At 70.8% G+C, this 19545-nt stretch carries 15 protein-coding genes; 4 read left to right on the plus strand and 11 right to left on the minus strand.

Going from position 1 to position 19545, the window contains the following annotated elements:
* Positions 1-107: 107 nt before the first annotated feature.
* From DEJ25_RS16720 to DEJ25_RS11090, 3 genes are all read right to left on the minus strand, one after another.
* The gene (locus DEJ25_RS16720; RefSeq protein WP_110905280.1) at positions 108-518 is read right to left on the minus strand and encodes an ATP-binding protein; all 411 of its coding nucleotides are present in this window, start codon (positions 516-518) and stop codon (positions 108-110) included.
* A complete protein-coding gene (locus DEJ25_RS11085) occupies positions 515-2539 on the minus strand; it encodes a glycosyltransferase (protein ID WP_111044702.1) in 2025 nt (674 codons plus the stop codon). The genes DEJ25_RS16720 and DEJ25_RS11085 overlap by 4 nt, the downstream gene beginning before the upstream one ends.
* Before the next feature lie 264 nt (positions 2540-2803).
* Positions 2804-3127, minus strand: coding sequence for a hypothetical protein (locus tag DEJ25_RS11090; RefSeq protein WP_111044703.1), 324 nt, complete (start codon positions 3125-3127; stop codon positions 2804-2806).
* A 22-nt stretch (positions 3128-3149) separates the two neighbouring features.
* Between DEJ25_RS11090 and DEJ25_RS11095 the strand changes: the two genes are divergently transcribed.
* Entirely contained in the window at positions 3150-3566 is a 417-nt protein-coding gene (locus DEJ25_RS11095) for a hypothetical protein (RefSeq protein WP_110904305.1), read from the plus strand.
* Positions 3567-3573: 7 nt separating this feature from the next.
* Here DEJ25_RS11095 and DEJ25_RS11100 read toward each other — a convergent pair whose 3' ends face one another.
* From DEJ25_RS11100 to DEJ25_RS11125, 6 genes are all read right to left on the minus strand, one after another.
* Positions 3574-3939 carry a hypothetical protein gene (locus DEJ25_RS11100; protein WP_146240670.1) on the minus strand — a complete coding sequence of 122 codons (366 nt, stop codon included), beginning with the start codon at positions 3937-3939 and terminating at the stop codon, positions 3574-3576.
* Between the two features lie 872 nt (positions 3940-4811).
* Positions 4812-5165, minus strand: a complete 354-nt coding sequence (locus DEJ25_RS11105) for a hypothetical protein (RefSeq protein WP_146236781.1) — start codon at positions 5163-5165, stop codon at positions 4812-4814.
* A gap of 35 nt (positions 5166-5200) precedes the next feature.
* Positions 5201-10630: a DUF6531 domain-containing protein gene (locus DEJ25_RS11110; RefSeq protein WP_111044705.1), complete on the minus strand. Its 5430-nt coding sequence runs from the start codon at positions 10628-10630 to the stop codon at positions 5201-5203.
* Positions 10631-10783: 153 nt separating this feature from the next.
* Complete coding sequence (locus DEJ25_RS11115; RefSeq protein ID WP_110824133.1) at positions 10784-11065, minus strand: pyrophosphorylase; 282 nt, start codon at positions 11063-11065, stop codon at positions 10784-10786.
* 187 nt (positions 11066-11252) lie between these two features.
* Positions 11253-13094, minus strand: coding sequence for a DEAD/DEAH box helicase (locus DEJ25_RS11120; protein WP_111044706.1), 1842 nt, complete (start codon positions 13092-13094; stop codon positions 11253-11255).
* Between the two features lie 94 nt (positions 13095-13188).
* Positions 13189-13947, minus strand: coding sequence for an SDR family NAD(P)-dependent oxidoreductase (locus DEJ25_RS11125; protein ID WP_111044707.1), 759 nt, complete (start codon positions 13945-13947; stop codon positions 13189-13191).
* A 67-nt stretch (positions 13948-14014) separates the two neighbouring features.
* On the opposite strand from DEJ25_RS11125, the gene DEJ25_RS11130 reads away from it, so the two are divergent.
* Positions 14015-14584 carry a TetR/AcrR family transcriptional regulator gene (locus DEJ25_RS11130; RefSeq protein WP_258366145.1) on the plus strand — a complete coding sequence of 190 codons (570 nt, stop codon included), beginning with the start codon at positions 14015-14017 and terminating at the stop codon, positions 14582-14584.
* Between the two features lie 13 nt (positions 14585-14597).
* Here the strand turns inward: DEJ25_RS11130 and DEJ25_RS11135 are convergent, their stop codons facing one another.
* On the minus strand, positions 14598-15155 hold the full coding sequence (locus tag DEJ25_RS11135) for a MarR family winged helix-turn-helix transcriptional regulator (RefSeq protein ID WP_181427416.1): 558 nt from the start codon (positions 15153-15155) through the stop codon (positions 14598-14600).
* 250 nt (positions 15156-15405) lie between these two features.
* Between DEJ25_RS11135 and DEJ25_RS11140 the strand changes: the two genes are divergently transcribed.
* Positions 15406-17472, plus strand: coding sequence for an MDR family MFS transporter (locus DEJ25_RS11140; protein ID WP_111044710.1), 2067 nt, complete (start codon positions 15406-15408; stop codon positions 17470-17472).
* Positions 17473-17553: 81 nt separating this feature from the next.
* Complete coding sequence (locus DEJ25_RS11145) at positions 17554-18168, plus strand: TetR/AcrR family transcriptional regulator (protein ID WP_111044711.1); 615 nt, start codon at positions 17554-17556, stop codon at positions 18166-18168.
* Positions 18169-18327: 159 nt separating this feature from the next.
* On the opposite strand, the gene DEJ25_RS11150 is transcribed toward DEJ25_RS11145, so the two are convergent.
* Positions 18328-19521 carry an AraC family transcriptional regulator gene (locus tag DEJ25_RS11150; protein ID WP_111044712.1) on the minus strand — a complete coding sequence of 398 codons (1194 nt, stop codon included), beginning with the start codon at positions 19519-19521 and terminating at the stop codon, positions 18328-18330.
* Positions 19522-19545 lie beyond the last annotated feature (24 nt).

A 19545-nucleotide genomic window follows, 5' to 3' on the forward strand; every position in this document is an offset into this window, starting at 1 on the left:
GGCGGCTGTCGGGGTGGGCGTCGGGGTGGCGGTCGCCGGCAGGGCTCCGCCGAGCAGGAGCACACCGAGGACGACCAGGAGGGCGACGACCCGCGTCCCGAGCTGCCTCAGCGAGCGCACACCAGCACCCACACGTTCCGCCCACCCTCGTGGTGGTGGTCGAGGCGGTCGAGCGCCGCGATCGCCAGCGCCAGCCCTCGGCCGCCCTCGTCTTCCGGGTCGGCCATCGTCACGGCGCTGAGGTCGATGTCCGCGGGCATGCCGTTGTCCGACAGGACGGCGACGAGCTCGGTGTCCCGAGCGGTCAGGTCGAGGACGAACCGACGGCCCTCCTGCGTGTCCGACCGACGGGTGTGCTCGATGACGTTCGCGGCGACCTCCACCAGGGCGGTCTCCAACCGGAACCGCATCGTGGGGTCGTCGATGCCCTGGCCGTCCCACCAGGCGGCGAAGGTGTCCTGCACGGTGTCGAGCGACGCCGGGACCGCGGGGACGTCGATGCTCGCGTGCGTGCTCACAGTGGTCCTCCGACCGTCGTGGACTCGTGCTCCAGGGGCACCGGGGTCTCGGGCCCGCGGTACCGGACCGCCCGGATCACGATGCTGAAGATGAACAGGTCGAAGACGACCCAGGCCGTGTTGACCAGGGGCGCGATGCCCTCCGCCTGCCCGGTCAGGTACCGGATCCCGATCATCACCAGGGCGGCGGCGAGCGCCCCCATCGCGATGAGCTGCGGCTTCACCAGGTCCCAGCGCGGCTTCGCATCGGTGGTGTCGCGGACCTTCGGCGTCACGCGGAAGCCGAGCGGCCGACCGCGGAACACGTTCTCGAACGCGCTCGTGACGGACTCGATCCACACCGGGAACAGCGCCAGCGAGTACTGCTGTCCGCGCCATGTCGGTCTGCCCGCGGCGACCACCCAGAACAGCAGCTGGTTCAGCACCAGGAACGGGATGAGCCGGGCGAAGAAGTCGGAGCTGTAGGCCTGGACCGGCACGACACCGAACGACAGGCAGAGCACCGGGGCGGCGATGTAGACCACGGCGGCGAAGCCGGACAGGTAGCTCCACATGGTCGAGAAGTACATCAGGCGCTGTCCGAACGACAGGCCCTTCTGCACCAGGGGGTTCTCGCGGAAGAAGACCTGCATGGTGCCCTGCGCCCAGCGGAGCCGCTGGACGAGCATGGTCTCGAGGTCCTCCGGCGCGAGCCCCTTGGCGAGGATCTCGTCGTGGTACGCGGAACGCCAGCCGAGGCCGTGCAGGCGCATCGCGGTCGCCATGTCCTCGGTCACGGAGATCGTGGCCAGCGGCATGATCGCCTGCGCCTCGTCGTCGCGGTCCACGTCGAGGGCACGGGCGAGCACCGCGATCGACTCGATCGCGGCCACCGGGGACGCACCCCGCTGTCCGAGGACGTCGAGCGCGGCGTCGTCGAGACCGGCGAAGGTGTTCGCGTCGGTCGACATCGCCGCGAGTTCCTGCAGGTCGGCGCGCACCGACTCCAGGTCGGCGGCGGCGAACCGGAACGCGATCGCGTCGATGCCGCGCTGGAACCGGTAGGTCACGTCGCCCAGCGGTTCGCCGGCCTCGACATCCTCACGGGCACGGTCGACGACCGCCTCTGCGTCGTCGAGGGCGACGAGGACGCGCTCGTCCGTCTCGGTCTCGCGGGAGCGACCGAGGAGCTTCTTCGCGGTCTTGATGGTCCGCTGGACACTGGTCTCGACCTCGCGCACGTACCGCGTGATCCCGAGCTGCATCAGGGCCTCGCGCCGGAGGATCGCGTTCGACCCGCAGAAGAACGCGGCGTTCCAGCCGTCCTTCGACTGCTGGATCGGCCCGTAGAACAGGGGTGCCTGGCTGCCGAGCGGGTCCGAGTCGGGGACGTTCTCGAACCACTGCGGGGTCTGCACGAGGGCCATCCGCTCGTCCTTGAAGTACCCGAGGGTGCGGTCGAGGATCGATGGTTCCGGTACCTGGTCCGCGTCGAGGATGAGCAGGAACTCCCCCTGCGTCGCGAGCAGGGCGTTGTTGAGGTTGCCGGCCTTGGCGTGCCGCGGACGGTCGACCCAGTCCTTGCCGCGGGTGATCACCCCGAGCCCCTCGGCCTCGGCAGCGGCACGCATCTCGGGGCGGTTGCCGTCGTCGAGGATCCACGTCGTGTGGGGGTGCGTGATCGCCTTCGCGGCCAGGGCGGTGCGCATCACCAGGTCGATCGGTTCGTTGTAGGTGGTGATGAAGACGTCGACCGTCACGTCGGTGCTCGGCTTCGTCGGTGGTTCCCCGCGCTCGCGGAGCTTCCACGCCCCGAACGCGAACAGCACCGAGTCGATCACGCTGTACGTCTCGGCCAGGATCAACGGCACGGCGATCCACCACGAGTGCCAGTTCACCGATGCGACCCAGCGCCATCCGACGTAGTTCAGGCCGGACACCGCGGCGAGCACGGCGACGGTCCGGACCGCCAGGAGTCGGCGTCGGGGCGTGCCGACGGTCAGTCGACGACGGTCGCGTCGCCCGATGTCCAACGCCGTCATCGGCGCACCCCTGTCGAACCGTCCCTGCGGTGCACGGCGTCCCCTCCTGATCCCCGAAGCCCCGTGCACGCGGTCGCCGCGCACGGGTCTGGCAACGGTGTCATCGGCGGATCCAGGGTCCACGGGCGGCACCGTCCGCTCGGCGTCGTTCGGGTCGACTCCGGCGTGCTGTCTTGTCTACCGCAGCGGGGCGGCACCTGTCAGCACGACGCCCCGATCTGGGGACGCCGCCACCCCGACTCCGAACGGTGCAGGACAGGGTCGTCAGAACGGGGCGTGTCGGAGCCACCAGGCCTGCGAACGGATCCGGCCGACCAGTTCGCTGAACCGCCCGGACCGCTCGAGGTCCGGGCGGCCGTCGTCGTGCACCAGGTACCGGTCGGAGAGCCGTCCGGAGCCGGCACCGAGCAGCGCCTCGAGGTCACGGAGGGCCACGTTCCGCTGAGAGCGGGTGAGCTCGTCCCTCCGCAGCCGGTCGGCGTGCCCCTGGAAGCGCTCCGCGGCATGGCCGCCGACGTCGTCGACCTCGCGCACCAGTGGCACGATCGCGTCGACCGCGTCCGCCAGTCGTTCCAGCCGCCCCCGCACACCGGGAGCCTAGACTCGCCCCATGTTCGGACGAGCACGACGCGACACGGAACCGGTCGATCTCGGCACGCTGGCGCCCTGGCAGTCGGACGGCGTCTCGGCGCAGTGCGTCCCGCTGCCGATCGGCCGCAAGGGCAAGACCATCCCGGGCGTCATGCTCTTCGACGGCACGGTCTCACCGGTGTTCGCGGTACGTGAGGTCCAGCAGCTCGTCGACCACGACCTCAACACCGCCGAGAACGTCAACCAGCCGCCGATCGCCTTCCTGATGTGGCCGGACGACGCCGCTGACGACTCACCCGCCGGGCGTTGGCTCCACGATGCTCCCGCGGAGAGCCTGACCCTGCTCGTCGATCCGCTGGAGACGCCGCCGACGGTGCAGCTGCTGGGACCAGCACTGAACTCGTTCCGCGAGTGGGTGCACACGCTCCCCCGCTGACCTCAGGTCAGACGCGGCGACGTTCCACCATCGACCGCAGGTGCGCGCCGAAGACAGACCCGGCAAAACTGCACGTGATCCACGGCAGCAGGGCCGCATCCCACCCGTCGAGGACACGGGTGAAGAGGACCATCGCGCCGAAGATCCCCACGACGAGGAGCAACGACGCCGTCACCGGTCGGAGCAGTGCGAACACACTTCCTCCCCAGACGAGTCCGGCGACGAAACCCACCGCCAGGTAGGGGGCGAGAAGAGCGGCGTGCCCGCCCGCGACGCCGACTGGGACACCGATACCCACGACCAGCAGGCACACCGCCGCGATCACGTTCACCGGATGCTGTCGCTGTCCACGCCAGCGCTTCGTCTGCGTCATTGCGGGTAGTACCCACTGTTCTGGAGAGTGAGGTGCGCGGTGTCGGTGACGATGCCCGTGACGCCGCCGACGCTGGCCGACACGTTGAGCCCGAGAGTCGCTGTCCGCGCCAGCGCCTTGTCTGCGACTGCTGCCGCGCTGGCCATACGTGACGCTGAAGCGGCAGTGGCGGCCCGCGCTACGGCGCGGCCTGAACCTCCATCCCGCCGCAACCGGGGCGCCGCTGATCCCGCCGACAGCGGTCTTCCCCTCTCCAGACCAGTTCGATCAATCGGGGCAGACGCCTATGCTGAAGCGGTGTTCGATCGTCTCCGGCAGATCAAGAGCCCAGAGCCGCCCGCGTGGGCGCTGACCGAGGTTGCGCCATGGCTCGGCACGTCTGCCCGAGCTGAGTGGGCACCACTCGCCGTCGGTCGACGACGACGCTTGGTTCGTTCCGTCGTCGTCCGTACTGTTCAGTTGAGTGCGCAGTTCCGGGTCTCAGATCTCGATCGTGTCCTGCGGAAGCAGCAGGGAATCGCCGAATCGTCGAGCTCACCACTGATGTTCTTGTGCTGGCCGGAGGCCGCTGGTCCGTCGTCAGCAGCGGAGCCGTGGACGACTCAGGTGCCGGCCGAAACTCTGCTGATGCTTCCGGCTGCTATGGACACGCCGCCCCCACTCATCCTGCACGATGAGGAACTCCGCGGTTTGACCCGCTGGGTACAGTCCCTTCCGGCCTGACTGCGACATGCAGCGGATGAAGGTGCGCTGACTGCCGAACACCGCTCACTTTGCTCATCGCCCGATGTACTTGCAGCTACCACACTTTGTCACGTCGCGGTCACGACACGACACGACACGAGACGACACGACACGACACGACACGAGACCTACGCTTCGCCGCTCGGATCGCTCGATGTTCGGCGGAGTCGGCCACGTGCAGATCTGCCGTACTCGACGGCAACCGCCGCCGTCAGGAGCCACATCATCGATGATGCGCGGAAGACACCGCCGATTCCGACCAAGACGATGAAGCCAGCGGGGATCGTGAAGGGGATGATCGCTCGTATCAGAGCCTGACGAGGTTCGAGGAAGCCCAACAAGAACCCGTAGGCCAACCCGATCACCCCTGCCGCCGCTGCTTTGGCCACCGGGACTTGAGCGATCCAAACGGTCAACCAGGTAGCCACAATGACGACGAACACCAGCGTCGTGACCCGCCACACCAGCGCGTGGTCCTTCAACGGTCGCCTCGCAGTTCTACTGCCCGGCATCAAGATCAATCTCCACCCGTCAGGGCATTGCTCAGCATGTCGAACCCACCACCGGTAGTCGCACCCAGGCCTGCGCTCCCCCACAAGGCACGCGTGTTGGTTCGCATCGGGTTCAACGCTCCCTTGAGCGTCCCCGGGTGGAACAACGGCACTTGCGCGAGCGTGTCGACGCCGTGCATGCTCGGCGTCCACTTGGCGAATGCAGCCGAGAGCGCTGTCCCGGAGACACCACTCGTCGCTATCTTCGACGGGTTCAGGTCGTCGCCTGAGATGATCTCCTTGGCAGCTTCGCCGACGGACGAGGACACCCCAGTGATGGCCAGAGCGCTGGCGTTCGCAACGTGCCCCGTCACGTCGTGTCCGAATCTCGCCGCGATCGTTCCACCAGCGGGTCCCGCCAATCCGCTCGCGCCGGCGGCTAGCCCGCCGCCGACCGTGGCACCGGCAAGCTCCCACCAGTTCTCCACTTTGCCGCCGTGCTCGGCGAGGTAGGTTCCTGCGCCTCCTAGGGCTCCGACCCCGCCATTGACGGCCGCGTTGACGGCAGCTGCTCCAGCTGCTCGACCTGCCGGTGCCGCGGCCATGGCTGCCTTGCCGAACATCGCGGCACCGCCGCCTAGCGCGCCGGTGACCGCACCGACCGCCGTGTCGAGACCGACCTTGCCCCAGTCGACCGACCCGTGCTGGGCCTTCTGTGAAGCCGTGGACAGCGCACCGCTCACGAGCCCTCCAGAGGCGGCCATCAGGGCGATACCGGCCGGGCCACCGATGCCGGTCATGAGCAGTCCCACACCGAGGATCACCCCTAACCCACCGGCAGCTCCGGCCACGACGTACTCCCAGTGGCTGCCGTGCTCGTCCTGGTACGCCTGCAGGTCGGCGTCCGTCGCCGGCCGGAGCCCCAGCGGATCGACGGCGTGCAGCGGATCGTTCCCCGCGTAGGCGTAGGGGTTGCCGGACCACGCCGTACCCATCACCGGCGGCAGCGGGTCGACCGACAGGAACCCGCGGGCAGACGGGTCGTACACACGTGCGCCGAGCCATTCCAGGCCCGCGACGGCGAGCCCGCCCGTCACCGTCAGGTCGACGCCGGTCGGTAGCGCGGGTGCGGCCTGGAGGCCCGTGGCCGCGCTGAGCACACCCCACGGGTCCGCCGTGTCGGTCGCGCGCGCAGCCCGCCAGGTGGGCTGCGACCAGTCGTCGCCGAGCGCCGTGATGCCGCCCGGGAGGCCGAGGACGTGCAGGCCGCCGATCGACAGCAGCGACGGGGTCGGGGACGCGCTGTCCCACCACGTCTCGGCACCGTCGACCTCGAGCGGTTCGCCGAGGACGTCGACGCGGAGTCGGTGCGCACCGGTCTCGGCGTACGCAGCGTCGCGGTCGACGACGGCGGCCAGGTAGCCGAGGTCATCCCACGCGTACTCCGTGGTCGTACCGTCGGTGGCCGTGCGACGGACGCGGCGACCGAGCCCGTCGGAGACGTACTCGACGCGTTCGCCCGTCGCGTCGTCGGTGCTCGCGAGGAGCGTGCCGGCGGCGTCGTGCTCGTGGCGCAGCAGGCGGTCCGCCAGCCGCTCGGCGACGAGGCGGCCGGCGGGGTCGTACTCCCATGCGGTGGCGGTGCCGTCGGCGTGCTCGGCACGGACGAGCTGTCCGGCGTCGTCGTGCACGTACGACGTCGTCGCCCCGCCCTGCACCACGGCACGGATGCGGTCGTCGGCGTCGTGCTCGATCCGGGTGGTGTCGACGCCGTCGGTCGTCGTGGTGGTGTGGGCGACCAGTCGGCCGTTCTCCCAGCTCCAGGCGTGCACGACGTCGCCGACCGCGGCCTGGACGGGGCGTCCGGCGGGGTCGAGGACGAACGAGACGAGCGGGAGGCCCACCCGCTCCACGCCGACGAGCCGGCCGGCAGCGTCGCGACGGTAGGTGGTGCGCGTGCCGTCGGGCTCGGTGCGGGCCGTGCGGTTGCCGTCGGCGTCGTACTCCCACGTGACGGACCGGTCACCGCGGCTGCGTCGGACGAGCAGTCCCCGGCCGTCGTGCTGGAGTTCGTGGTCGAAGGCGCGGCCGTCTCCACCGCTGTGGTCGGTGACCACGACGGTGCGGGCGGCACGGTCGAATCGGACCTCGGACACGGTGCGGCCGTCGACCGCGACGGTGTGCTGTCGCCCCGAGGAGTCGAAGGACCACGTGGTGGTGTGCCCGTCGGGGTCGGTCTGCCCGGTCTGGCGGCCGGCGGCGTCGTACGTGGCCGCGGTCTCACGGCCGAGCGGATCGGTCACGGCGACGATCCGGTCGGCGCCGTCGTACCGGTAGGTCGTCACGCCACCGAGCGGGTCGGTGACGCTCGTCACCCGACCGCGGAGGTCGTGTGTGAACCGGGTCACGCCTCCGAGTCCGTTGACCGCCTCGACGAGCTGCCCGGCGGCGTCGTAGCGGAACCGGCGCTGCCCGGATCGGACGTCCTGGACGCCGACCAGTCGGCCGGCGCCGTCCCAGCGGTAGCGGGCCGTGCCGGCGCCGGGGGTGATCCGCGTGGTCACCCGTCCGACGGCGTCGTAGGTGGTGCGTTCGACGTCACCGGTCGGCAGGGTCCTGGTGACGGTGCGCCCGTCGGCGTCGTACCCGAGCTCGGTCCGTCCACCGAGCGGGTCCGTGCTGGCGGACGGTCGACCGCAGGCGTCGTACTCGTAGGTCGTCCGGGCGCCGGTGGGGCTGACGACGGCGGTCACCCGGCCGGCCAGGTCGCGCTCGAGTCGGGTCAGACCGCCCTCGCCGTCGACCAGTTCCACGGGCCGACCGCAGCGGTCGTAGGTGACCAGTTCAGCGCCACCGTCGTCGCCGGTGGTCTCGACCGGTCGGCCGTACTCGTCGTGGCGGACCGTCGTGGTGCCGAAGGCGTCCCGCAACGTCGTGACGCCCGTGGCGACGTCGGTGGTGCCCTCCACGCTGACGCCCGTGGGGTCGGTGATCCCGGTGAGTGCACCGTTCCGGTCGTGGTCGCGGCGCCAGACGTTGCCGTCGGGGTCGACGGTCGCACGGAGGCGGGAGAGCGGGTCGTGCTCGAAGGTCCAGCGGCCGCCGTCGGGGAGCTCGAGCGCGGCGACGTTGCCGAGGTCGTCGAACGTGCGGGTGACGGTGCGTCCGAGCGGGTCGGTGGTGCGCTCGGCTTCACCGTTCGCCCCGTACCCGTAGGCCGTGCGGGCACCGGTGGGGTCGGTCACGGCGACGATCCGGGAGCCCTCGTGTTCGAAGGTCCACTCGGCGCCGTCGGCGTCGCGACGGGAGGTCAGGCGTCCGGCCGCGTCGAACCGGTACTCGGTGCGGGCACCGGAGGGGGTGGTCACCGCGGTCGGTCGTCCGGCGGCGTCTCGCTCGATGCGCAGGACGTCGCCGAGGGCGTTCCGGGTCGCCACGAGTTCGCCGTGCTCGTCGTGTTCGAGCTCGACGGCGACACCCGTGGGGTCGACCGCGCGCCGGAGCAGTCCGCGTTCCCAGGTGAGTTCGCTGCGCCCGCCCTCGGGGTCGACGACGACCGACGGGTCACGGTCGTCACCGGTGTACTCGTAGGTCACGACGGAGCCGGTCTCGGTGACGACGGTGGTCACGCGGTCCTGGTCGTCGTACCCGTAGGTGATGTCCGCACCCGACGGCGTGACCGTCCGGGTCCGGCGGCCGCGGTCGTCGATGGCATGGACGGTGACCGAGCCGTCGCGGTCCGTGACCGAGACCAGGCGACCGCGTGCGTCGTAGTGCATCGACTGGCGGGCGTCGTCGGTGTCCACGACCCCCACGAGTCGGCCCTTCGCGTCCGCGATCCACGTGTTCGACCGGGAGCCGTCCGGGTCGGAGACCACGGTGACGCGTCCGGGCAGGTAGGCGAAGCGCACGGTGCGGCCGTGCGGGGTGACCTGCTCGACGACGCGGCGGCGGTCGTCGTAGGTGTTGCGGGCCTCCACCACGCCGTGTTCGTCGACGACCGCGACGACCAGGCCGTCTACCCACTCGTAGGTGCGGGTGCCCGCCGGAGCGTGCACGTGCGTGAGCTGTCCGGCGTCGTCGTACTGGTACTCGACCCTGCGGCCGTCCGAGCCGCGGGCCACGACGACCCGACCGTCCAGCGACTCGACGTCGATCCAGCGTCCGCGCTCGTTCGCGAGACGGGAGACGGTGCCGTCGGCGCTCCGATCGACCCGGACCGTCGTACCAGGACCGGTGCCGGCGGCGAGCCAGGTCCCGGACGGGGAGAACGCCCACCATCCACCGTCGGAGTCGCGGACGACGAGCTGGTCGCCCTCGTGCGTGAGTCGGACGTGCTCACCGACGGCGCGGTCCCAGCCCTCGCCGTCCCGCGGGAACCGGAGCACCCGGCCGTCGGCCTGGGTCAGGCTCGCACCCTCGTCGTCGACGGCCAGACCGGTCTCGAGGACGGAGGCCCATCCGCGGCCGAACACCCCGACGCGGTCGTCGAGCGAGTTGTACATGCGGGTGAGCCGGAGCTGCTCGGACGCCCCGGTGAAGCCGAGGTCGAGTTCCGACTCGAGGAAGTTGCCGGTCGCGGTGTTGACCGGGTCCAGGGAGTAGCCCGTCGTGGGCGGCGCACCGAAGGCCTGCGGGGGTTCGATCGTCAGGCCGGACCGCTCGGCGGAGACCCCGGCCCCCTGCAGCGCGGCCGCGAGGGCGACGTCGGACACCGTCGACACCGAACCGCTGCCGCCCGCTGCCTCGAACGCCGACGCCACGGTGTTCGCCCACGTCACGTCGGCGTCGTTGGCGGTCAACCAGCCGTCGATCGCGGTGGCGACCCCGTGCGCGCTGATCGACCCCCACTTGCAGCGGCTGGCGAAGTCGTCGAGCTTGCCACGGAGCGCCGAACCGCGGCCCGTCAGCTGCCCGTTGAGGTCGGATGACCCCGTGGCGAAGGAGCGGAGGTCGGCCGGCCGGGCGGAGGACGTCCCGCCGCTCCCGCCACCACCGGAACCCGGAGTGGGCGTCTGACGCGTGCCGGCGGGTGGTGTGCTCGCCTGGAACACCGGCTCGGGCTCCGGGGCCTCCGACGGCGGCTTGTCCTCACCGAACAGCCAGTCGTGGCCGACCTCGAGCAGGTTGCGTTCGTCGTGTTCCTTCTGCCAGTCGCGAGCACGCTTGCGTCGGGCGTTCTCCTGCTCCGCCGCGGTCTTCAGGATCCGGACCCAGCCCGCGACGTCGCGGAGGGTCCCGGTGAGCCGGGTGGCGTCGGTCGCGGCGGTCGTGGCGTTCTGACCGAAGAGGTCGGCGAAGTGTCCCCGGAAGTCCCTCGCCGCGGTGGTGACGTACGACGAGCGGCTGGCGGACTGACCCTCGATCGCATCGGCGGTGGACGTCAGCTCCGCGATGAGCGCATCGGCCGTCCCGTTGTCGAACTCGAGTGGTGCTGCCCCGTGCAAGTCGCTCATGTGCCGTCCCCCGGTCGTCGTCCTGATCGTGCTGATCGTGCTGGTGGTGCTCGTCGTGGTGGTGCTGGTCGTGCACGTGACACGACCCCTGCAGACGACAGCAGCCCGGCCCGTCGAACTGGTCGACGGCCCGGGCGCTGTCCGAGCAGCTGCTTACGCGCCGCCACCCGCGGTGAAGATGTCCTGCGAGATCTTGTCGAGCTGCGTGCGGAGCTGCTCGAGTTCGGTCTTCGCCTTGTCCAGCGCAGCCTTCGTCTCGGGCCAGGTCGACCCACGGAAGTTCGACGCCAGCGGGCCGTCCCACACGTTCGAGTCGGACAGGATGCGCCCCTGGGCGTCGAGCTGCGAGATCTGGTCCGTGAACCCACCGTTCACGATGGACTGGATCTGACGGATGGCGGTCTTCGCCTGTTCGGTCGAAAGCACACGCGACATGGTGAACCCCTCATTCTCTTCGTACCTGCACCCCCGCGCAGAAGATCCCCCGGAGGCTCTGACGTCGCCCACCATACCGGCTCGCAGAGCCGACGGACCAGGTTCTCCACAGACATGACGGGAGGCCCGCCACCAGATGGTGTCGGGCCTCCCGTCAGGCGGATGTGCGCATCAGCGCACGACCGTCTCAGTCGCGGTCGTCGCGGGTCTGCCGCGGCTTGCGGGTGTCGCCGTAGCCGCCACGGTCGTCACGCGAGCCCCGGTCGCCGTAGGGGGCGCCGTCACGACGCGTGCCGCTGTCGCGACGGATGCTGCCACGACGGTCCGGCTGGATCTCGATGAGCTTGCCGCTGATCCTGGTGTCGCGCAGGCGGTCGAGGACGTCCGAGCCCATGTCCGACGGCAGCTCGACGACCGAGAAGTCCGGGCGGATCTGGATGGCACCGAAGTCGTCACGACGCAGGCCGCCCTCGTTCGCGAGGGCTCCGACGATCTGGCGCGGCTCGACGCGGTGGCGACGGCCGACCTCGATGCGGTAGGCGGTCATCGGCACCGAGCGACGACGACGGTCACCGCCGTCGCGCTCCCGATCGCGGTCGCCGTCCCGGGCGGGGCGATCGTCACGGCTGCGACGCTCGTCGCGCTCGATCTGCTGGCGCGCACGGTCGTCGGCCGGGTCGAGGAGCAGCGGGGTGTCCCCCTGCGCCACGACCGCGAGCGCCGCAGCGACGTCGGACTCCGGCACGTCGTGGTGCTCGACGTAGTGACCGATGATGTCGCGGAACGCGCTGACGCGGGTCTGCTGCTCGAGCGCCGCGGTGATGGCGTCGTCGAAGCGGGTCAGACGCGTGGAGTTGACGTCCTCGACGCTCGGCAGCTGCATCTGCGTGAGCGGCTGACGGGTGGCCTTCTCGATCGCGGTGAGCAGGCGACGCTCGCGCGGGGTCACGAAGCTGATCGCGGCACCCGAACGGCCGGCACGCCCGGTGCGACCGATGCGGTGCACGTAGGACTCGGTGTCGATCGGGATGTCGAAGTTCACCACGTGCGTGATCCGGTCGACGTCGAGGCCACGGGCGGCGACGTCGGTGGCGACCAGGATGTCGAGCTTGCCGGACTTCAGCTGGTTGACGGTCCGCTCACGCTGGGCCTGGGCGACGTCACCGCTGATGGCGGCGGCGGCGTACCCGCGGGCCCGGAGCTTCTCGGCCAGGGTCTCGGTCTCGCTCTTGGTGCGGACGAAGACGATCATGCCCTCGAAGTCCTCGACCTCGAGGATGCGGGTGAGTGCGTCGACCTTCTGCGGGTACGACACGACGAGGTAGCGCTGCGTCGTGTTCGCCGAGGTGGTGGTCTTGGCCTTCACCGTGATCTCGGCGGGGTCGTTGAGGTACTGCTTCGAGATGCGTCGGATCTGCGCGGGCATCGTGGCCGAGAACAGCGCGACCTGCTTGGTGTCCGGCGTCTCGGCGAGGATCGTCTCGACGTCCTCGGCGAAGCCCATCTTGAGCATCTCGTCGGCCTCGTCGAGCACCAGGTACTTCAGCTCGGACAGGTCGAGCGTGCCCTTCGCGATGTGGTCCATGATGCGACCGGGCGTGCCCACGACGACGTCGACGCCGCGTCGCAGGGCGGACAGCTGCACGCCGTACGCCTGGCCGCCGTAGACGGGGAGGACGTGGACGTTCTTCATGTGGGAGGCGTACTGCTCGAACGCCTCGCAGACCTGGAGCGCGAGCTCACGGGTCGGGGACAGCACGAGCGCCTGCGGCAGCTTCGCGCCGGACTCCATGCGGGACAGGACGGGCAGCGCGAAGGCGGCCGTCTTGCCGGTACCGGTCTGGGCGAGGCCGACGACGTCGCGGCCCTCGAGCAGGATCGGGATGGTGGCCGCCTGGATGGCGGAGGGGGTCTCGTACCCGATGTCCCTGACGGCCTTGAGGACGGGTTCGCTGAGCCCGAGGTCGGCGAAGGTGATCACGGGCTCCTCGTCGACGGTCTCGGTCGGTGTGGTGTTCTCGGTGCTCATGGGAGTACGGTATCCCGTTTCGGCCGGCTTCCGCATTCGGACGGGAGGCCCGTGGCGGCGCCGCCACGGGCCTCCCGTCCGGTCCGGGGTCGCGTCAGACGACCGACCAGCCGCCGTCGCTCGGCAGGACCGCCCCGTTGACGTTCGCGGAGTCGTCGCTGAGCAGCCAGGTGATGGCGGCGGCGAGCTGCTCCGGCTGGGCGACCGGCGGGATGGTGGTCTGCATGATCGGGCCGACCCGGCGGGCCGCGTACTCGCTCTTCATCGGCGCCTCGATGTTGGTCGCGACCGCACCCGGAGCGACCGCGTTGGCGCGGATGCCCTGGGGGCCGTGGAAGAACGCGACGCTCTTGGTGTAGCCGGCGATGGCGTGCTTGGACGACGTGTAGGCCGCACCCGCGGCAGAGGCCTTGAGCGCCGCCTCGGACGCGACGTTGACGACGGAGCCCTTGCCGGCCGCGATCATCAGCGGCAGCACGGCGCGGGTCAGGCGCATCGGGCCGGTGACGTTGACGCTGAAGACACGCTCCCAGGTGGCGTCGTCGACCTCGTCCGGCGGCAGGAAGGCGTCCATGATCCCGGCGACGTTGGCCAGCCCGTCGACGTGGTCGCCGGCGGCGGCGATGAGCGCGTCGATGGTGTCACTCGCGGCGACGTCCCCGACGACGGTCTGGACGTCGAGACCCTCGAGTTCGGTCCGGAGCGCGTCGAGGCGGTCGGCGACGACGTCGGTGGCGATGACGCGGCCGCCCTCCTGCGCGATGCGGGTGGCCGTGGCGCGTCCGATGCCGGATCCCGCTCCGGTGACGATGATGGTCGAGCCGGCGAACCGTCCGGCGGTGGTGTCGGTCATGGTGTCTCCTCCTTGCGTGGCGCTGCCTGCGCACCACAGTTGTAGCACTCAGTGCCGAAAGGGAGCCATGAGCGATCGCACCACGGGCCGTCCCCGCACGATCGACCCGGACGTGGTGTCCCTCGTCGCGCTCCGGATGTTCGACGAGCGCACGTACGACGCCGTCTCGATGGACGACGTCGCGACCGAGGCCGGGATCAGTCGACGCTCCCTGTTCCGGCTCTTCCCCACCAAGGGCTCGCTGGTGTGGGGCGGCCTCGACGCCTTCCGGGAGCGGTTCGAGGACGCCCTCGACGAGCGACCGGACGACGAGCCCTCGGCGACCGCTCTCCGCGCCTCGTACCGGATCGCGGCGACCTTCCCGGAGGACGCCGTCGAGGTGACGCGGCGACGACTCCGCGTGATCCGGGCGAACCCGAGTCTCGCGCAGGAGGGGGCCTTCTTCGTCACCGAACTCGAACGGACGCTGATCACGTTCGTGGCCGGGCGGGACGGGGTGTCCGAGGAGGACCTCGACGTCCGGGTGCGCTGCGCGGTCTTCGCGGCGGCGGCGGACGCCGCGCTGACCTGGTGGGCGCAGCACGGCGAGGGTGGGCCGGCCGAGGTCGTCGACCGGGTCCTGGCCGGGCTGGCCTGAGCCGAGGACTCCGCTACGGAGCCGGTTCGCCGTCCGCGGTGTCGGTGCCCGCGGTGTCGGTGCCCGCGGTGTCGGCACCCCCGATGCCCCCGCCCTCGCCGCCGGCGCCGAGCACCTCGGCGGCACGGTCGTTGAACCGGGTGAGGAGCCGGGCGAAGTCGCGCAACTCGTCGCCCTGGAAGACGCTCGTGACGTCGTCGAACACGGCATCCCCCTGCGCGTCGAGTCCGTCCAGCAGGGCGCGTCCGGCCGGTGCCAGGCCGAGCAGGGCCGCGCGGCCGTCGTCCGGGTCCGGTGCCGTGCGGACGTACCCGGCCTCGACGAGCCCGGCGATCCGCCGACTGACCACCGGGCGCGACAGTCCGGTGCGTTCCGCGACGGCGGTCGAGCGGACCTCCCCCAGTCGCTCGACGGCCCGGAGGATCACCCGCGCGGTCGGGTCGAGGCCGCCGGACTGCTCGATGAGCACGGTGCGCAGGGTCTGCCGCACCCAGAGCCGGTCGAGCTGCCGGCGGAGCAGCCGCTCGGCCTCGGCTCGGTCGTCGTCGTCGTTCCGGTCGTCCTCGGGCACGGCGACATCGTATGACGCGCCAACTAGTTGCTTGCAGAACGCAACGGATGTAAAGTTGCGGAGCCTGCAAGGTTTCAGGTTGCGCAGCGGCCCCTCCGTGGCCCACGCACCCGCCTCGCCTCCGCCCGACGGCGCACTCGCCGTCCGGCACGTCGAACCAGAAGGACCCGCATTGTCAACAGCCACCGCACAGACGCCGGTGCCGGGCCGGAGCGCCACCACCCCCGGTGCGCCCGGTCAGCAACCCCTGATGACCCACCGTCAGATCCTGCTCGTCATCTACGGGCTGATGGCGGGCATGTTCCTGTCCTCCCTCGGGCAGACGGTCTTCGGCACCGCGATCCGCACCATCGGGGACGACCTGCACGGTCTCGACCAGCAGGCCTGGGTCACCACCGCCTACCTGATCACCTCGACGATCGCGACGCCGATCTACGGCAAGCTCTCCGACATCTTCGGCCGCCGGCCGCTCTACATCTTCGGCATCGTGGTCTTCATCGTCGGCGCCGTGCTGTCGTCGATGTCCACGTCGATGCTCATGCTCGCCGCCTTCCGCGCGGTCCAGGGCATCGGGGCCGGCGCGCTGATGTCGCTGCCGCTCGCGATCATGGGCGACATCCTCGCCCCGCGTGAGCGCGCGAAGTACCAGGGCTACTTCCTCGCCGTGTTCGGCATCTCCTCGGTCATCGGCCCGCTCATCGGCGGCCTGCTCGCCGGCGCGTCCGAGATCCTCTTCATCACCGGCTGGCGCTGGGTGCTCCTCATCAACGTGCCGATCGGCATCGCCGCGCTCGCCATGGTGATCGTGTTCCTGCACCTGCCCAAGGTGCACGACAAGCGGGACAAGCCGGTCGTCGACTGGTGGGGCGCGACCTCGGTCATCGTCACCCTCGTCCCGCTGCTGCTCGTCGCAGAACAGGGCCGCACCTGGGGCTGGGGCTCCCCCGCCGCACTCGCCTGCTACGTCATCGGCGCCGTCGGCCTCGTCGCACTGCTGCTCATCGAGTCGAAGATGGGCGACGCGGCGATCATCCCGCTGAAGCTCTTCCGCTCGGGCACGTTCTCGATGGCGACCGTCATCGGCTTCCTCGTCGGTTTCGCGATGTTCGGTGCCATGCTGACCATCCCGCTGTACCTGCAGATCGTCGTCGGTCTCAGCCCGACCGAGTCCGGCTTCGCCACGCTCCCCCTGGTCGGCGGCCTGATGATCGCCTCGATCACCTCGGGTCAGATCGTCGCCCGCGTCGGCCGCTACCGGATCTTCCCGGTCATCGGCACCGCGCTGGTGTCCGCCGGCTACGTCGTCCTGACCTTCATGACGATCGACAAGCCGCTCTGGTTCCTGATGATCGGCATGTTCCTCATCGGTCTCGGACTCGGTTCGGTCATGCAGTCCCTGACGCTCGCGTCACAGGGCTCCGTCGAGGCCAAGGACATGGGCGTCGCGACCAGCTCGGCGACCTTCTTCCGCCAGATCGGTGGCACGCTCGGCACCGCCGTGCTCCTCTCGATCCTGTTCTCGGTGATGCCCGCCAACATCGTGCACGCCACCGCGAACAAGGCCGACCTGACCGACGCACTCGACGCGGCGCTCAACCCGACCGTCGCCAGCGCGAAGGCCAACCAGGGCGTGATGGACCAGATCTGGGACCCGATCGTCGACCCGATCCAGGACGAGATCGACTCCGGGCTCGCCCGCGGCACCACCGCCGCGAAGCAGGCCGCCGACCAGGCCGTCACCCAGCAGGTCACTGCTGCGGTCCAGGCGCAGGTCACCGCCGGGACGATCCCGCCGGCCGCCGCCCCGACCGTGATCGCCCAGCAGGTCGCCGACGCCACCCCGCAGGCCGAGGCCACCGCACTCGCGACGGCTGCCGATCGGGCGCACGCCAGCGTCGTCGACGGACGGCTCGCGGTCGACTGGACCGACGCCGGACAGCGCACCTACTGGGTCGACCAGGTCGTCCCCGACCTCGTCAAGCAGATCGACGAGGGCGCGAACGACGACTCGAGCGCCTCGGCCACGAACGACACCTCGTTCCTGACCGGAGCCGACTCCCGGCTGACCCGCCCGTTCATGGCCGGCTTCAACGCCTCGTCCGTCACGATCTACTGGGTCGGACTCGGCGTGATCCTGCTCGCGTTCGTGCTCACCTGGTTCTTCAAGGTGCCGCCGCTGCGCCAGCGCTCGGCCCTGCAGGAGCAGGCGGACATGTCCGCCGAGGCACAGCTCGAGGCCGACGCCGGCCTGGCCGCGGCCGAAGCCGGCTCCTTCACCGGTCCGATGACCGGCTCCACACCGACCCAGCGTCGGTGACCACCCGGGCCGCCCGCGCACACCGGTCCCGACCGGCAGCGCGGGCGGCCCGCCCCACTTCTCCCCCACCGGAGGTCGCCCGTGTCCCCCACGGCAGCACCCGCACACGACAGCACTGCGGTCGACGGCAACAGCGAGCCCTGCACGCTCCGCGAACGCAAGAAGCAGCAGACCCGGCAGGCGATCCACGACGCGGCCCTCACCCGCATCACCGACCACGGCCTGGACGGCGTCACCGTCGAGCAGATCTGCGCCGACGCCGACGTCTCCCCGCGCACCTTCTTCAACTACTTCTCGTCGAAGGCCCACGCCGCGATCGGTCTCGACACCGTCGACGTCCCCGACTCCGTCCGCGACCGGTTCGCCGCCGCCGACGGGCCACTGGTCGACGACGTCTGCGACCTCGTCGCCCACACCGTCCCGCTCGCCGCGGACCGCGCCCGCACGAAGGAGCTGCTGGTCCGCCGCCCGGAGATGGCCCCGATGGTGATGCGCTGGATGGCCGAGTCCCGGAAGTCGCTCGTCGCCGCCGTCACCACGCGGACCGACGAGGACACCGCCCGGACCGCCGTCGCCCTGGTGATGTCGGCCCTCACCGAGGTCGCACACCGCTTCACCGTGCTGGACCAGGCGGACCTGGCCACGCGCCTCCGCGCCGTCGTCGCCGAGATGGTCGCGCTCGTCACCGGCCGCTGACGGCCCGAGACGTCTGCGGAACGACCGGCCGGTCGGGGACGCAGCCCGCACCGAGGACGTCGTGGTCGGCCGTACGGCGGACGGGAGGCACGTGGCGGCCGTGATCCGAGCCTCCCGTCCGGTGTCGGTCGCCCCGCGACCGACACCCGAGAGCGCGGCTCAGGAGCGGTCGCCGGACCGACGGAGCGCGCGCAGGTCGCGGAGGAAGGCGGTCGGCGTCGTGCCCCGTTCCTCCTTGAAGAGCTGCTGGAGCCGCCGGGGACGCAGACCGGCGGCCGCGGCGATGTCGGCGACCGTGCAGCCGACGTCGAGGTGCGCCTCGATGTAGCCCACCGCCTGGCGGATCCGCCACGAGGACCGGCCGTCGGGGCGCTGCGCGGTGGCCGCCCGGAGCGTCGCCGAAGGGCCCTCCCCGAACCGGGCACGGTAGGCGGTCGCGAAGCGGCTGGGGTTCGTGAAGCGCCAGCGGCGTGCGACCTCGAGGACGCTGTTCGGCGACGCTCCGCGGAGGAGCTCCCGCCGGACCTCGTCCAGCCGTTGGTCGCGGAGGAACCCGTTCGGCGTGACGCCGAGCGTGCGCGCGAAGACCTGCTGCAGGCCGCGCTCACTCAGGCCCGCGGCGGCGGCGATGGCGGGCACCGAGGGTCGGTCTCGGACGTGCTCCTCGACGAAGGCGATGGCGTCCCGCAGGCGACTGGCGGTCGGGACCTCGTCGCCGCGGTCGCGGAGCGGGAAGGTGTCGAGGACGACGGTCGCGAGCCGTCGGTTCAGGGCCGTCCGCATCGCGCCGCGGACCCGGTCGTCCATCAGGGTCGGACTGACCTCGCCGAGCAACCGACGGAGCGGCTCGCGACGGGCGACCCGCTCGTCCTGCTGGCCGAACAGGACCGGCCCGTCGGGCATCGGGTAACCGAGTTCCCCCGCGGTCTTGCGGAGGAAGGCATCGGAGATGTGCACGCCGTTGTAGACGGTCTCCTCGGATGCGAAGCGGTACGCCTCGGACGCGGACGCGATGTAGGGGCTGCCCGGTTCGATCACGCGTGACCGGTCCGCGAAGTGCATCTCGAGGCGACCGCGCTGCAGCCAGAACACCACGTGGTCGTCGCGGGGTCCGATGACGCCACCGCGACGGCCACCGCGGGCGTTCATGGTGCGGAGTGTCAGGTCATCGTCACCGATGACGGAGTACTCGTACCGTGTGCCCTCGGCCGCGAAGGTGTCGGTGGCGACGGTCGTGTCACGCCCGAGGTCCTGACCGGAGTACTCGGAGCGGAAGATCGCCGTGTAGTCCGAGCCGCCCGCGTCCGTGAACCGCTGTCTGCGGAACCCGTTGTCGTGGTGGATCGGTGGCACGCAGCCATCATGTCATCCGCAGAA

The organism is Curtobacterium sp. MCPF17_011, assembly GCF_003234145.1.
In the GTDB taxonomy this organism is placed as follows: domain Bacteria; phylum Actinomycetota; class Actinomycetes; order Actinomycetales; family Microbacteriaceae; genus Curtobacterium.

Coding starts and splice junctions, on each gene's coding strand:
- DEJ25_RS11085 (WP_111044702.1), bottom strand. CDS start 2,539: ATGACGGCGTTGGACATCGGGCGACGCGACCGTCGTCGACTGACCGTC.
- DEJ25_RS11095 (WP_110904305.1), top strand. CDS start 3,150: ATGTTCGGACGAGCACGACGCGACACGGAACCGGTCGATCTCGGCACG.
- DEJ25_RS11100 (WP_146240670.1), bottom strand. CDS start 3,939: ATGACGCAGACGAAGCGCTGGCGTGGACAGCGACAGCATCCGGTGAAC.
- DEJ25_RS11110 (WP_111044705.1), bottom strand. CDS start 10,630: ATGAGCGACTTGCACGGGGCAGCACCACTCGAGTTCGACAACGGGACG.
- DEJ25_RS11115 (WP_110824133.1), bottom strand. CDS start 11,065: ATGTCGCGTGTGCTTTCGACCGAACAGGCGAAGACCGCCATCCGTCAG.
- DEJ25_RS11120 (WP_111044706.1), bottom strand. CDS start 13,094: ATGAGCACCGAGAACACCACACCGACCGAGACCGTCGACGAGGAGCCC.
- DEJ25_RS11125 (WP_111044707.1), bottom strand. CDS start 13,947: ATGACCGACACCACCGCCGGACGGTTCGCCGGCTCGACCATCATCGTC.
- DEJ25_RS11130 (WP_258366145.1), top strand. CDS start 14,015: ATGAGCGATCGCACCACGGGCCGTCCCCGCACGATCGACCCGGACGTG.
- DEJ25_RS11140 (WP_111044710.1), top strand. CDS start 15,406: ATGACCCACCGTCAGATCCTGCTCGTCATCTACGGGCTGATGGCGGGC.